This window comes from Flavobacterium sp. Arc3, assembly GCF_041431375.1.
Lineage (GTDB): Bacteria > Bacteroidota > Bacteroidia > Flavobacteriales > Flavobacteriaceae > Flavobacterium.
Genome location: NZ_JASMRI010000008.1, coordinates 82,012 through 98,005, shown reverse-complemented (window position 1 = coordinate 98,005; position 15,994 = coordinate 82,012). Strand labels below are relative to the sequence as shown.

9 protein-coding genes and 1 pseudogene are annotated in these 15,994 nt (G+C 34.1%); 6 read left to right on the top strand and 4 right to left on the bottom strand.

Annotation, left to right across the window (positions count from 1 at the left end; all coding sequences use genetic code 11):
* Nucleotides 1-7 precede the first annotated feature (7 nt).
* The gene (locus QO200_RS07620) at nt 8-961 is read left to right on the top strand and encodes a Fic family protein (protein ID WP_371538412.1); all 954 of its coding nucleotides are present in this window, start codon (nt 8-10) and stop codon (nt 959-961) included.
* Between the two features lie 279 nt (nt 962-1,240).
* Nucleotides 1,241-4,072, top strand: a complete 2,832-nt coding sequence (uvrA, locus tag QO200_RS07615) for an excinuclease ABC subunit UvrA (protein ID WP_371538410.1) — start codon at nt 1,241-1,243, stop codon at nt 4,070-4,072.
* Nucleotides 4,073-4,402: 330 nt separating this feature from the next.
* On the opposite strand, the gene QO200_RS07610 is transcribed toward uvrA, so the two are convergent.
* The 3 genes from QO200_RS07610 to QO200_RS07600 form a co-directional block, all read right to left on the bottom strand.
* Entirely contained in the window at nt 4,403-5,692 is a 1,290-nt protein-coding gene (locus QO200_RS07610; RefSeq protein ID WP_371538408.1) for a hypothetical protein, read from the bottom strand.
* Between the two features lie 337 nt (nt 5,693-6,029).
* On the bottom strand, nt 6,030-6,746 hold the full coding sequence (locus QO200_RS07605) for a DUF3667 domain-containing protein (protein WP_371538406.1): 717 nt from the start codon (nt 6,744-6,746) through the stop codon (nt 6,030-6,032).
* Nucleotides 6,747-7,518: 772 nt separating this feature from the next.
* Complete coding sequence (locus QO200_RS07600) at nt 7,519-8,985, bottom strand: TIR domain-containing protein (protein WP_371538404.1); 1,467 nt, start codon at nt 8,983-8,985, stop codon at nt 7,519-7,521.
* A 154-nt stretch (nt 8,986-9,139) separates the two neighbouring features.
* Between QO200_RS07600 and QO200_RS07595 the strand changes: the two genes are divergently transcribed.
* On the top strand, nt 9,140-10,261 hold the full coding sequence (locus QO200_RS07595; RefSeq protein ID WP_371538402.1) for a transposase: 1,122 nt from the start codon (nt 9,140-9,142) through the stop codon (nt 10,259-10,261).
* 27 nt (nt 10,262-10,288) lie between these two features.
* Nucleotides 10,289-10,729, top strand: a pseudogene (locus tag QO200_RS07590) (transposase); the annotation flags it as partial.
* A gap of 222 nt (nt 10,730-10,951) precedes the next feature.
* On the opposite strand, the gene QO200_RS07585 reads toward QO200_RS07590, so the two are convergent.
* The gene (locus QO200_RS07585) at nt 10,952-11,932 is read right to left on the bottom strand and encodes a DUF2971 domain-containing protein (protein ID WP_371538400.1); all 981 of its coding nucleotides are present in this window, start codon (nt 11,930-11,932) and stop codon (nt 10,952-10,954) included.
* Between the two features lie 338 nt (nt 11,933-12,270).
* Between QO200_RS07585 and QO200_RS07580 the strand changes: the two genes are divergently transcribed.
* Nucleotides 12,271-12,999 (top strand): TIGR00730 family Rossman fold protein, encoded by a 729-nt coding sequence (locus QO200_RS07580; protein WP_371538398.1) that lies wholly within the window; start codon nt 12,271-12,273, stop codon nt 12,997-12,999.
* 194 nt (nt 13,000-13,193) lie between these two features.
* Nucleotides 13,194-15,941, top strand: a complete 2,748-nt coding sequence (locus tag QO200_RS07575; RefSeq protein ID WP_371538516.1) for an aminopeptidase — start codon at nt 13,194-13,196, stop codon at nt 15,939-15,941.
* The last annotated feature ends 53 nt before the right edge of the window (nt 15,942-15,994 follow it).

Genomic DNA, 15,994 nt, shown 5'->3' with positions numbered 1-15,994 from the left:
TTTGGTTATGTGGAAGATAGATACAAATTATAGAGAAGAATTTCAATCAACCTTTGATCGATTGTATCAAAAAAAGCAAGTCCTGCAAACCAGCAGACCATTGCCTGCCATCGCATTGAATAAAATCAAGAAAAGTCTATCTATAGAATGGACCTATAATTCTAATAGTATTGAAGGAAACACCATGAGTTTAAGAGAAACTCAAATGGTGCTTCAAGAAGGAATAACCATCAAGGGAAAATCATTACGAGAACATTTTGAAACCCACAATCACGATAAAGCAATCGCTTATTTATTCTCCATTGTAAATGCTGATTATGTGTTGCGTAGTATAGATATTTTGTCTTTGCATGGATTAGTTTTACGTTCCATTGAAGATGATTTTGCAGGTCGCTTGCGCAATGGAGGCGTGCGTATATCAGGTGCTAATTTTGTTCCTCCAAATGCCAATAAAGTTTCGGATTTACTCGATGAACTGATTGATTTTATCAATACAAATCCGTTAGGACTTAATGACATTGAGCTAGCGGCTGTTTTTCATCATAAACTCGTTTGGATTCATCCTTTTTTTGATGGAAATGGTAGAACGGTCCGGCTGGCAATGAATTTAGTATTGATGCGTTGTGGTTTTCCGCCTGCCATCATCTTAAAAAACGATCAAAAGAAATACTATGAAGCACTCAATCAAGCCAATGGAGGTAATTATCAAAAACTTACCTTATTGATGTGTCAAGCTCTTGAGCGCACACTTAATATTTACTTGAATGCACTTCCAGGAAATGATACAGAATACATTGCCATTTCTAATTTAGTTCAGGAACCTGATATGCCTTATGGTCAAGAATACATCAGTCTACTGGCTAGGCAAGGTAAAATAGATGCTTATAAAGAAGGACGCAATTGGCTTACCACAAGAGAAGCCGTAGAGAATTATATGGCCACTAGAAAGAGAAAACGCTAATCAAATAATTAGCGTTTTTTTATGCGAAATACCCATTCATTATTACAAGAACAAAACGACCTCAATAGCCCCGATTGAAGTAAGAATCCTTATAAGGCACCTGTTTTGCCTTATAAGATTGAAACGGAAAGCGGGAAAGTACTTTATTGAAAAAAGCGGTGTTTCTGCTCTAAATACAGCGCCTAATTCAATTGTAAAGCATTGATTTTAACATAAACTTTTAAAGTGTTCTATCGAAAGAATAAATCAAAATGGTAACTTTGCTTTTTTGCAAAAATTATGTTAGACAAAGACAATACTATTGAGGTTCAAGGCGCTCGCGTTCACAACCTAAAAAATATAGATGTTTCCATTCCTCGTGAAAAACTGGTAGTCATTACTGGTCTTTCAGGCTCTGGAAAATCATCCCTCGCATTTGATACTATTTACGCTGAAGGACAGCGCCGGTACGTAGAAACATTTTCGGCTTATGCCAGACAGTTTCTTGGCGGCTTAGAGCGTCCAGATGTCGATAAAATTGATGGACTTTCTCCTGTTATCGCCATTGAACAAAAAACCACCAGCAAAAGTCCGCGGTCTACTGTGGGAACTATCACTGAAATATATGACTTCCTGCGTCTGCTTTATGCACGTGCAGCAGATGCCTATAGTTACAATACGGGAGAGAAAATGGTCAGCTATTCTGATGAACAAATCAAAGAGCTAATTATTGACGATTTCACAGGAAAACGAATTAATATTCTTGCTCCGGTTATTAGAGCGAGAAAAGGACATTACGGAGAATTGTTCCAGCAAATAGCTAAGCAAGGCTTCTTAAAAGTTCGTGTGAATGGTGATGTCCTAGATATTACTCCGGGAATGAAACTGGACCGTTACAAAACCCACGATATCGAAATTGTTGTGGATCGTATGGTTATTGAAAAAACTCCAGATAATGAAAAACGCTTAAGCGAAAGCATCAACACTGCCATGCATCATGGGGAAAATGTGTTGATGGTTCTGGATCAGGATTCTAAAGAAGTACGCTATTTTAGTAGAAACCTGATGTGTCCTACTACTGGAATATCGTATCAAAATCCGGAACCTAATTTGTTTTCTTTTAACTCTCCAAAAGGAGCTTGTGATCATTGCAAAGGACTGGGAACGGTAAACGAAATCAATACAAGAAAGATTATTCCAAATCCAAAATTATCCATAAAAGCGGGTGGTTTTGCTCCTTTGGGCGAATACAAATCGTCTTGGATATTCAAGCAATTAGAAATCATAGGAGAGAAATATGGTTTTAAAATTAGCGATGCCATTGAAAAAATTCCAGCCGAAGCGATGGAAATGATTTTGAATGGTGGCAAGGAAAAATTCACGATAAACTCAAAAGATTTAGGTGTTGCTCGAGATTACAAAATAGACTTTGAGGGAATCTCTCACTTTATAAAAAACCAGCACGACGAAAGCGGTTCTACGACTATTAAACGATGGGCTAAGGAGTTCATGGATGAAATTCCATGCCCGGTTTGTGATGGTTCCCGTTTGAAAAAAGAAGCTCAATTCTTTAAAATCGACGGACAAAATATTACGGAACTTTGTGCGATGGACATTTCTGACCTGACCGCATGGTTTAAGGATTTAGACAGTCGTTTATCTGATAAACAGCAGCGTATCGCTACTGAGGTAATTAAAGAAATAAAGGATCGACTGAACTTTTTAATGAACGTAGGTTTAGAATATTTGGCTTTAAGCCGAAGTTCAAAATCACTTTCTGGTGGAGAAGCACAACGCATCCGACTGGCAACACAAATAGGTTCACAATTGGTTGGCGTACTCTATATTTTAGATGAGCCTAGTATTGGTTTACACCAAAGAGACAATGATAAACTGATTCATTCTTTGGAACAATTGCGCGATATAGGTAACTCGGTTATTGTGGTCGAACACGATAAAGACATGATTGAACGCGCTGATTATGTGATTGACATTGGTCCGAAAGCGGGAAAATTTGGAGGCGAAATCATAAGCATTGGAACACCGGCGGAAACCCTGAAATCAAATACCATTACCGCACAATATTTGAATGGCGAGATGAAAATCGAAGTTCCATCAAAAAGACGGGAAGGCAATGGAAAATTCATGAAACTAACCGGAGCCACAGGAAACAACTTGAAAAATGTTTCTATTGAACTACCATTAGGTAAACTGATTTGTGTGACGGGAGTTTCTGGAAGCGGTAAATCGACCTTGATCAATGAAACGCTCTACCCTATTTTGAATGCCTATTACTTTAATGGTGTCAAGAAACCGCAACCGTACAAAAAAATTGAAGGCTTAGAGCTTATTGACAAAGTAATAAATATTGACCAAAGCCCGATAGGGAGAACACCACGTTCTAATCCTGCCACTTATACCGAAGTGTTTACTGAAATCAGGAAATTATTCACCATGACTTCAGAGAGCATGATACGTGGCTATAAGGCGGGACGTTTCAGCTTTAATGTAAAAGGTGGACGCTGTGAAACCTGTCAAGGATCTGGTGTGCGTACCATCGAAATGAACTTCCTTCCAGATGTTTACGTAGAATGCGAAACCTGTCAAGGAAAACGATTTAACAGAGAAACTCTAGAAATTCGTTTTAAAGGAAAATCCATTTCTGATGTATTGAACATGACTGTTGACGAAGCAGTTCCGTTTTTTGAAATGATTCCGAAGATACACCGTAAAGTAAAAACGATTCAAGATGTAGGATTAGGATACATTACCCTTGGTCAGCAGAGCACCACGCTTTCGGGCGGGGAAGCACAACGCATTAAGCTTGCTGGAGAATTATCCAAAAAAGATACTGGAAACACCTTTTACATTCTGGACGAACCCACAACGGGACTTCATTTTGAAGACATTCGCGTATTGATGGGCGTTATCAACAAATTAGTAGACAAAGGAAACACGATCCTGATTATCGAACACAATATGGACGTGATAAAACTGGCAGATTATATTATAGACATTGGTCCTGAAGGAGGAAAAGGCGGCGGAAAAGTCGTTGCTAAAGGAACTCCCGAAGAAATAGCCGATAATAAAAAGAGCTATACTGCAAAGTTTTTGAAAAAGGAATTGGAGTAAGTGTTTTTAATTACAGCAAATTCGCAAATTATTATCTTTTAATTAGACTTTGAAATAATACTAAAAAACTACTGTGTGATGCAGTAGTTTTTTAGTTTGTATTGGTTTGTGAGCAAGAAGTCTGGAGACTACGCAAGGCATATGCACTTTCAATACCCTTTTAGGTAGACTTCGTAGAGCAGCTACTATTTGAACTAAGGTTATGTCACTAAGATGGCTGGAACTTCGTAACCGCTCAATTTTCGGTTTAACGAAAACGTGATGCGAAACGTAAACGTGAATTTACCAGAAAATTCGCAATCTTGCAAAACTGCGGTTGCGTAATGTTTTTTATTTATCAAGTGTTTTCGTAATCCACTTTAAACAGACTGTGGAGTCCATGATTGACCAAGAATGTGGATTTTTTGAACCGTTTAATCTAATTCCTTTTCCTTGACTAACAATTACTTTAGCATTTTCATTACCCATCATCTTTAATTGATTAATCATTGAAATTATATCAATACCGTTCCAATCATATAAATCGCGATGTCTTTCGTTAATTAACCAGTCTGTATCGATATCAGTAAACATTAGAAGAGGCATTTCTTTTAAATATTTTGCATTTCCACCCTCTTTTTCGCCATAGGAGTAAATAGAATTTTCAATATATTTTTCTGGAAATTTATCAGGAGAACCACCATAGATACTATCGTAATTATTTTTAATCCTTTTTGCCTCATTCACTCCTGACTGAACTATATTTCTTTTAATTTCTCTTTCACAAAATTTATAAAACCGTGCTTCATCTAAAGGAGCATCTAGTGCAAAAATCCCTTTTGGAATTAAGAAAAAATTTTCAGGGTTTTTAGTTGCTCTTTCAGCATAAGATAAAGAAATCATTGCACCATTTGAAAGTCCTCCAATAATAAAGTTGTTTTTTGACACTTTGTAAGTTTCAACAATTTCATTAAAAATTTTATCCAACATATTAAATTCAGCATCTCGATTATCAGTACTCCAATTTATCGATGGAACAATTACCATAATTCCATTTTCAACTGCAATTTTATGTAGAGTCATCTGTCTTAATGTGTTTTCAATACTTTCGCCACCAGATGGTAAAATAATCAACACTCCTTTTATTACTTCTTTGGGCACAAACTTGTAATAAAAAAGTTCTGTTGAATTTCCATCATTTATATATAATTCTGAAGGGTCTGTTTTAGAAACCGAAATTTTTACAACTTCTTTTCCTCCCTTGAAAATCAAGGATAATTCTTTGTCATTTTTTTTCTGCAGTTTTTCAATTAATTTCAGCCATTCTGTTTCAGAATGTAAATTTTCTAGGTCGCTATCTGTTTTTAATTCTTCAAGGTATGTCCAGCCCTTATTAATTGATAATTTTAAATAAAAAAATGCGTTTTCTTTTTCATTTGCTAAAGCAGATGCACAAGCACCATTATATAAATCATTTGAATTTTTAGTTTCAATTTTAAATGCTTTTTTATAGAAATCATTTGATAATTTATATGATTTTTCATTGTAGCATGAATCCGCTTTTTTAATTAAATCTTTGTAATTTTGTCCGTAAGAAGCGAAAATTGTAGCAAATAATGCTAATAATGTTATTTTTTTCATTTTTAGTTTTTGGTCGTAAAATATCACCCAACGTTGCCGTGTTTGAAGCGCTTGAAAACGAGTATTTGCGGCTTAACGAAAACTTGATGCGAAACGGTAGTTCCACTAAACCCACAATCTCGCTAAATAGCGGTTGGCTGCTGTTATTTTTCTTTGCCCTTGTCCTTTTTTAATACAAAGTAAACTGTCATTAAAAATGTTAGTATGTAAACTACTGTCAATGCAGGTTTTTAATATTTCAAATTTTCAAAGTCAAATTGTTTAAAAATTGTCCAACCTAAAACAAGTGCTATAATTAGTAATGGAAATGAGTATTCATTTTTATTTTTTATCAGTTTTAATGTTTGATTATTAAGTCTGTTAAAGTTCCAACTATAATAACTGCCAATGCAAAAGTTAGCATACCTAAAATGTAAGCGAAAAAAGCTTTAAAGTAAGAGGAAACTTTTCTTTTGTCATAAAATTGTCCAACAGCCCAAGTTGTGTAAATAAGTCCAACAATTCCAGCAAATTGCATTAAGTTGAAATGTGTTATTCCTTGAAGAATTCCAAAAACTGAATAAATCAACATTCCCATTCCAATAACGAAACAGAGAAGAATTAGTATTTCAAATATGTTGTATTTGTACTTTCCGAAAAATAGTTTTGTCCACAAAGCAATGAATAGACCAATAATTATATTCGAGTACCCTAAATGTCCTTGTATCCATTTAAAAATTTCACTCGTTGTAGATTTCGTACTGTCCAAATAGCTTACATAGCCGTCTTGAAAATGAAAAAAGTGACTACACAATGAGTAAATCAATGAAGTGACAACAATGAAAATGATTGGCTTGACAAGTCTTGTTCTGTTTTCATTAAGATAATTTTTTACATTTTGTCCTGGATTTGTAATTAGTTCTCTAATCGTATATAAAATTCCACGCTCAAAATGTAAAACGTGTTCAATTTCGTGAATTATGTAATGTCCATCAATTCTTTTCAGTTCGTTTGGTTGTCCGCAGTTTGGGCAATATTTTGAAGTTAAATCTGTGTCGCAATTTTTACATTTCATTTCTCTGTCTGTCAATTTTTGTTAGTACGGTCGGTTTATAATAGCAGCCAACGTCAGTTTGTCTAAAAACCTCCAAACTGTTTAATTAGGTGTTAAATTTAAAGTAAATATAGGCGATTTAAGCTACAATATTTATTTTTTTATTATAAATACTATTGGCTGTTGTGAAAAAAAGTAAGGCATAAAAAAGCTTAAAATAAGTGCTAATAACAGCAAAATAGCAGCGCAGTACTTTTAGATACTGTTTTAGTTGATTTGGGTCAATTAAATTAAAAATTCTACACAGATTGTAAGCCGTAAAGATCAGTCCCACATGGGCAGAGGCGTGTTTAATGGTTTTCTTAGTTATAATATAATAAAAGCCCCATTGTCTTTTGATAACACCATATGGGTGTTCCACAATGGCTTGTCGTCGTCTGTATATTTCATAATTATTTTCGATTCGTACTTTGTTTTGATAAATCAAACTAAATACCAACAAGATCTTCCGGCTTGGAATCTTGGCACTAGCCAAGACTCTCCCGATAGCTATCGGGACTACGAAAGTTCATTTTAAGGGTAAGGGCATTTATGCTCAAAAGTGAAGGAAAACACTCGAAAACCATGTTATAAACTACTCCAAAAAAAGAGGCGCTATGGCCTCTTGAATATCTCTCTAAAACCTTTACGATAAGTGCATAGTATTGCGGAAGTGGAAGCGGTTTCGTTCAACACGAGCTTCATTGTTGGTGCTACGCACCCAACGAAACTCTAGCTGTTAGGCGATGTTTTTTTATTGAACCCTTGCAACTATCTTGTATATTATTTCTTCTCTTATTCTTTTCGTCAAATCTTTTTCATCTGGGGAATAATTAAATTTAATTCCAATTAAATCTTGAGGAATACCTACAAATTTAGTGTTGTCTAAAAATATTGGAATTACTTCATTAGTTTGCACTTTTTCGGAAAAACATTCACGTTCAAAAGTGGGCCAAATTTTAGAGCGATGATTTTCATCCAGTAAGCAAATTATAAATTTTGATTCATTTGCGAAAATCCTTTCAAATTCTTTGCTCCATGAACTTCCTAAATAATTAGCTTCATATAACCTGTCGTAAAATACTTCGTAGTCAAGTAATCGCAAAGTGTGTGCGATTTGAGCGGCTAATTCTCTATGTTCTCCGGCAAAAGAAATAGCAATGTCAAAAGTATAATTATTTTGAGATTTATTAAACCCACATTCTTTATATAAATTTTTCCAGTCAATATGTTTTATATAATATTGAAGAGCAGGATCTTCAATATTGAAAAGTTTTGTTTCTGGCGAATAATAAAAATTTGAATTTAATAACTTTTTTTCAGTAATATGAATGTTAAGACGATGTTCTTTAATACTATTTATTGCAATTTTATTAGCTTCTTCTGCATTAGCAGCCAGTTCGTTTAAATCAACAGGGAAAGTACTTGTTTTGCTAACTGATTGTAGAAATTTTATATACGAGTTGTTACTTGGTCTAAACCTTTTTCCTCTACAAAACTCCTTAACAATAGTATGAAAGGCATTTTCAAGTCTTTCAATAATGGATTTTCTAATATCTTTTATATTAGATGTTAGAATTTTTGTTTCCTCTTGAGTTTTATAAATTTGATTTTCAAGACAAATAGTTTGACATATTAGTTGTGTTAACCAATAATCTCCTTTAGCCTCATTAAATATTATTTTGGGTCTAAAAAATTTAACATTTAAAAGGTGTTCTCCACGAGCAATAATTTTAGCAGTAACTGCTTCTGTTCCCGGTTTTATTTTGAAAATGCCACATCTTTTAGCAATATCTGGTGCTAAATTTAGTAATTCATATCCTGTTTGATTTATTCCAATTATAACAAGTTTTGGATATTTTGAATCAATACCTTCATCAGCGGCAATTTTTGCAATATTGGAGAGTGATACTTTAAAATTAATTACCAGTCTATGGAAATCATCAATAACATAATTTCCCGGTTTTGGGTCATTAATCAGTTTTACAATAGTTACAACATCATCTCTTTTTCTAGCAGATAAATATGTAAAAGAAATATCTTCTTGTATGTCTTCTATAATTTTTAAAATTGTTGTAGTCTTACCAGTTCCAGCTTGACCTTCTATTACAACAGGCTTGCCTTTCTTTTTTACATCTATTAAAATTTGATGATAGTTTGGTGGTTCTACAAAAGTCAGTCCAGGCAGACCTTCAGTTACAAATACGTCAGTTAATTCCATTTTAAGTCCTATATAAATATCAAAAATACATTAATTTTTCTTTCTAAAATTGAAAAACTCAATTTCTCTAGATCATTGAATTCTCCGACTCTGCGACAAAATATCGCCTAACGTCAGTCTGTGAAAAAACCGCCGTTATGTTCTTTCAAATATAATGTATATTTCGAATATTAAAGCAAGAAAAGTTGTATATTTAATGATGCAACACATCACAGGAATTTCTCGCAATCAGATGGTTTTTTCTAGTTTAGAAGACACTATTTTACCGGAAAACCCCGTTCGTTTTATCGATGCTTTTGTCGAAGCATTGTCATTACAAACTTTAGGTTTTTCTGTTCAAACCATTAAAGGGGAAGGTCGCCCGAGCTTTGATACTAGAATCTTTCTTAAAATCTATTTGTATGGTTATCTAAATGGGCTGCGGAGCTCCAGAAAGCTAGAAAAGGAGTGCGCTCGCAATATCGAATTGCAATGGCTTTTATGCGCAATCATACCCAACTACCATAGCATATCCGACTTTAGAAAGCAGAATCCATCGGGATTAAAGAATCTGTTCAAACTCTTTGTTTCTTTTCTTAAAGATGCTGACTTGATTGGATGTGAAACCATCGCTATTGATGGCGCAAAAAGTAGAGCGCATAACAGTAAGAAAGCAAACTTCAATCAAAAGAAAATTGAGAGACATTTAATGTATATTGAAGAGCGAACCCAAGAATATCTAGCCGAATTGGCCCAAAATGATCTACAGGAAAATAGCATTACAGTAAGTAAGATTGCAGAAAAAATAGAGCGATTAAAAAAGAATAAGTTACGCTATGAATTTCTAGAAGAAAAACTAAAAGGGAGTGGACAACCTCAAATAAGTACCACGGATCAAGATGCTAGAGCACTTTTAGTTCAAGGAGTAGTAGTTGAGATAAGCTATAATATCCAGGCAGCAGTGGATAATAAGCATAACTTAGTTGTAGCTACTCACACCATAAACCGCAACGATCTTAACGCCTTAGGGGCTATCGCTTTGGAAGCAAAAGAAAATTTAGGCGTAGATACTTTCACCGTTTTGGTGGATAAAGGCTATCATAATGGAAGGGAAATTACCCAATGCATAAATAATAACATCACCACCATTGTAGCCCATCCTACGCCAGGAACAAGCAAAGAAAGCGTAACGCAACCAGATTATTTGGTAGCCAAATTTAAATACAATGCAGCAAACGACAGCTATACTTGTCCCCAAGGAGAAACTTTAAAAACCACAGGAAGATGGCATAAATAAAGTGGGCGCACAGAACAAAGCGGGTATCAATTTAAAAAATACCGAACCCCAGCCTGCAGGGAATGTCCCGTAAAACACCTTTGTACCGCTAGACCAGCAGGAAGAGAAATCGATCGGAGCGAGTACGCGCAAGGCGTTGAAGAAAACAACAAACGCTATCAGGAAAACCCACAGTTATACCGAACACGACAAGAGATAAACGAACATATATTCGGTACTATAAAAAGACAATGGGGTTATAATCACACTAATTTAACGGGACTCGAAAAAGTAAATGGGGAACACAGTGTAATTATGCTGGTATACAACATAAAACGCTCGGTCAATATACTGGGCGTGGCTGATTTAATTGCCAAACTCAAAAAATGGAACTCCCCCTACAAAGCAAAAGCTTGTTTTGTCTGTATAACGAACTATTTTAGGGTTTATAAAGCCATTATTAAAAATGAGCGACAATTTGCTGCCTAAAAAATAGCTAGCAGTAGAACGACTATATTGCCGTTTATGAGTATGTATTATTTGTGAAATTAAGGGAAAAGCAGGTTTTTTCACAGCCTGACGGTTTGCCGCTTGGCGAGGTTGCGAACTTCGTAACCTTATATTTTCTGTTAAAGATAAAATTTATTGCGAAACGTAAACGTGAATTTACCACAAAATTCGCAATCCCGCCAAACGGCTGTTAGCACCAGTTTATATTCGATAAGGTATTTTTGATTGGATTATTTCAATATTTTCATAGCCAAATTTTAATAGAAAACTTTCTATTGAGTTTTTATTTAATTCGTAATCTAAAGAGGGCCCAATAATAATTTTTTCGATTGGCAATTTTTTATATTCTGATTCTATTGAAAGTTTATCGTTTCTGTTAACATATTCAATTTTATAAAAAGGAATAATTAAACTACCATTACTACGAAAAAGAAGTTTACTGTTGTCATTTTTATTAATATTTCCGTCAATTTTATATTCAAGACGAAATTCTTTTTCTTCGTCAAAGCTAGGGTCTTTAAAATTTGAAATGAAATCTTCAATAAATGTTATAATTGATTTTGATACTAAAAGTTCATAATTATAACCTTCCCAATCGATTGAGACTTTTATGTTTTCAAAGTATGCGATTATAATTTTTATAATTTCATTTATAATTTTTTTTTGAAATTCTTCTCGGTATTCAATATTCATACAATTTAAAGATACACCATCAAAATATTCTAAATTACTCTTTTTAAATCCAATAGAAATTCCTTTTCCTTGATTACCGTATGCTCTCCATTGACTTAATAAATCTCCATTTTTTGAAAAACAAGCAACATATCTAGATGATTTATTATTTGATTCTAAATTTTTCTCAATGTAGTTTAAGATTTTTAATTTTGATTCAGAAGTTTCATTATAAGCTTGGTGTTTAAGAGTATCTAATATTATTTCCACTCCGTGATTATATTCTTTTCTATCATTTAGATAATAAAGGTTTGTGAAATATAAAGATTGACTTTCTACTATTGATAAAAAGCTCTCTAAAGTTACGTAATGATAAACAATTTCAGAATTTTCAAGCTTGTGATTGAGATTTGGATTAGAGAATGCTTCTTTAAGCAAATAATTACCTAGTTGATAATTTATATCAGTCCAAATTTCATCGTTTATTTCTATTTTATCGCTTTCTTTCATTAAATTACCGCTAACTTGTATACAACATCAAATATACACCTCTTTTTGAACTTTACATTAACGAATCTAAGGTTTTTCTTATTTATAAAAAGGCTGTCCCATTTAAGTTCCTGTCGATACAGCAATTCAAAAAAGAAAGAAGCTTTTAAAAATAATTAAACTATACCGTGCCGCTTTTGAAAAAAGAGTTACTTTAGTATCTTGGATTCCTAGCCCAGATAGAAGCGGTATCTCCCGAATTAGAAAAACAAGGCATTGGCCGTAGTTTTTGTTATCGGGAATATAGCGGATAGCTGGATAAGGCTCCTGAAAATAATAGTTAATAATACAATACGAATATGAGATTAGAAGATTTTGACAATGATGAGGATAAAATAATCCAAGACCGCTTAAAACAGAAAAACTGGAATGAGATCCGGACTAATGATAGCTGGGCGATTTTTAAAATCATGGCCGAGTTTGTAAACGGTTATGAAAATATGGGACGTATTGGTCCATGTGTATCCATTTTTGGTTCGGCACGAAAAAAACCAGAAGACCCGTATTATTTACTTGCAGAAAAAATAGCTTACAAAATCAGTAAAGCCGGTTACGGTGTAATTACTGGTGGCGGTCCAGGGATAATGGAAGCAGGTAACAAAGGGGCGCATCTGGGCGGAGGAACTTCAGTAGGCTTGAACATTGTATTGCCGTTTGAGCAGCATTTCAATCCGTACATTGATGGCGATAAAAACCTGAATTTTGATTATTTCTTTGTTAGAAAAGTAATGTTTGTGAAATATTCTCAAGGATTTGTGGTTATGCCTGGTGGATTTGGGACTTTGGATGAACTATTTGAAGCAATGACTTTGATACAGACAAAAAAGATCGCGAGATTCCCTATCATACTGGTAGGAACTGAGTTTTGGTCCGGATTAATAGAATGGGTAAAGAAAATGTTAATCGAAAGAGAACAGACCGTAGGCCCCGACGATTTGAATCTGATAAAAATTGTTGATACCGAAGACGAAGTGGTTGATGTCTTGGATACTTTCTATAAAAAGTACAATTTGCAACCCAATTTTTAATAAAGAAAGCTGTTTTTACGAACAGCTTTTTTTTATGCCTTCTCTTAAAAAAATAATTCCTTTTGTGTCCAAATAAATGTATATTGTGCACTACTAACCAGTTGAATTGATCATTGAAACCATTTTATAAAATAGTGATTTGTATCTTAGTTTTATTGACCTCAATAAAACAATATGCCCAGCATCATTCTCAACTGTTTGTGGAAGTGAATGCTGATGATAAAACATTGAATATCGAGCAGGAATTGACTTTTTTTAATGAGTCAAATGATACGCTGACTTCGCTGGTTTTGAATGATTGGAATAATGCCTACTCTGATGTAAATACTCCTTTGGCCAGACGATTTTCGGATGAATTCTATCGCGGTTTCCATCTGGCTAGAGAAGAAGAACGAGGCAGTACTAAAAATATAACGATTATTGATGCCAATAAATTATTCCTTTCCTGGCAAAGAACGGCTGAAAATCCAGATATTATTAGTGTCAAATTGAGAGAAAAACTCGCCCCGCACGAAAAAATAAAATTGCGCCTTACTTATACGACAAAGATTCCTAGTGATGTATTTACTAAATTTGGTTACGATGCAACAGGTGGCATGAATCTAAAAACGTGGTACCTCGCTCCTGCCCGCTATGAAAACCATACTTTTATTAAATACAGCAATGCTAATTTAGATGATATTGCCACTGCGGTATCTGATATTGATATCGAATTAAAAGTAGCCAAAGGTTTAGAAGTGACCACTGATCTGGACAGTACTGGGGGAATTCAAAAGGAAAGTTATACCATCTATAAACTATCAGGAAAAAACAGAACTAATTTCAGTCTTTTTATAGAACCAAAATCCAGTTTTTATAGCTATAAAACTGAAGGCCTTGAAGTAGTGACTAATTTAAAAGAGGATAAAGTCAGCTTAAAACAACAAGCCTATGCGATTGATTGTATTGTTAATTATGTAGATGATTTAATAGGGCAGTACCCTTTTGATAAAATTGTTGTTTCACAAACGGATTATGAACGCAATCCGTTCTATGGTCTAAATCAACTGCCCTCTTTTATCAGGCCATTTTCGGATGAATTTACCTATGAGATTAAATTTCTAAAAACCTACTTGAATGCTTATCTAAAAAACAGTTTGCATTTAGACAATAGGAAAGACAATTGGATCTATGACGGGATTCAGGTTTATGTCATGATGAAATATATAGAACAAAATTACCCTGACACAAAAATGCTAGGTAGCGCCTCTACCTTTCTATTATTGAAAAGTTACAATTTGACTAATTTAGATTTTAATGAGCAGTACAGCTATTTCTATATGTTGATGGCCAGAAAAAATCTGGATCAACCGCTGGGAGATCCAAAAAATTCTCTGATAAAATTCAACGAGCAAATCGCCAGTAAATATCGCGCCGGATTAAGCTTTAGATATCTAGATAATTATCTTGGTAATGCCGTGGTAAGTAACAGTATCCGCCAGTTCTATGCTGAAAACAAAGAGAAGCAGGTATCCAGAAATGATTTTGAAGCCATTTTAAAAGAAAATTCAAGTAAAAATATTAATTGGTTCTTTAAAACCATTATAGATTCTAGGGAAATCATTGATTTTAAATTTGCTAACGTAGAAAAATCCAAAGACAGTATTTCGTTTACCCTTAAAAATAAAACAGGAGTGATTGTTCCTGTGCCAGTATATGGAGTTTATAAAGGCCAAATTGTGTTTAAAAAATGGTTGGACCCACAAATATCCGACAGTGTATTTACTGTTGAAAGAAAAGGTGCCGATAAAATTGTTTTGAACTATAAGAACGAAGTTCCTGAATACAATTTAAGAAACAACTGGAAATCCCTAAAGTCTTTTTTTCCAAATAACCGTCCCGTAAAATTTGTGTTTATGAAGGATCTTGAGGATCCGTATTACAATCAGGTTTTATATGTCCCTACCCTCACCTACAATTTATATGATGGCCTCTCTCCTGGAATGCGCCTGCATAACAAAACGATTTTAGACAAGCCTTTTACCTTTGACGTAAATCCAGCCTATTCAACAAATGCAAAAACATTTTCTGGTTCGGGTTTTATGGTGGTCAATCAAAACTATAGAAACAGTGCTCTTTACAATGTGCGTTATTCACTTTCCGGTGCTTATTTCCATTATGCACCAGATGCTGCTTATTTAAAAATCAATCCGATGGTTCAGTTAAAAATCAGGGAAGATGATATTAGAGACAACAAAAAACAGCTAATCGTATTACGCCAAGTGATGGTGAGCAGAGAAAAGAGTGACCTTATAATTGACAATTCTACAGAAAATTATTCTGTGTTTAATGCCAAGTACTTCAATACAACAACTGAGGTAACTCATCATTTTAGCTTTTCGACTGACCTACAATTAGCGGCTAAGTTTGGGAAAATTGCTGCAGAACTGGAATACAGACAACTATTTGAGAATAATCGTCAGATCAATTTGCGTGTTTATGCAGGTAGTTTTCTATACAACAAAACCAATTCTGATTTCTTTAGTTTTGCTCTAGACCGACCGACCGATTATTTGTTTGATTATGGCTACTATGGGAGATCTGAAAGCAGTGGTTTTTTTAGCCAACAATTAATTGTAGCTGAGGGTGGTTTTAAATCAAAACTCAATACGCCATACGCCAATCAATGGATGACTACTGTCAATGCGAGTTATACGTTGTGGAATTGGATTGAAGTCTATGGTGATGCCGGAATATTAAAAAACAGATACCAAAGGGAGAGATTTGTATATGATAACGGCATCCGATTAAATCTTGTTCCCGATTACTTTGAAATGTACCTACCCGTCTATTCTTCTAACGGTTGGGAAATAGGCCAAGACAAATACAGTGAGAAAATTCGTTTTGTAATTACATTATCTCCTAAAATTTTAATCAATTTATTTAATCGAAAATGGTTTTAATCGAAAGTTTTAATACTTTTTCATTATATTATTATACAATAAAAAGCAATTAA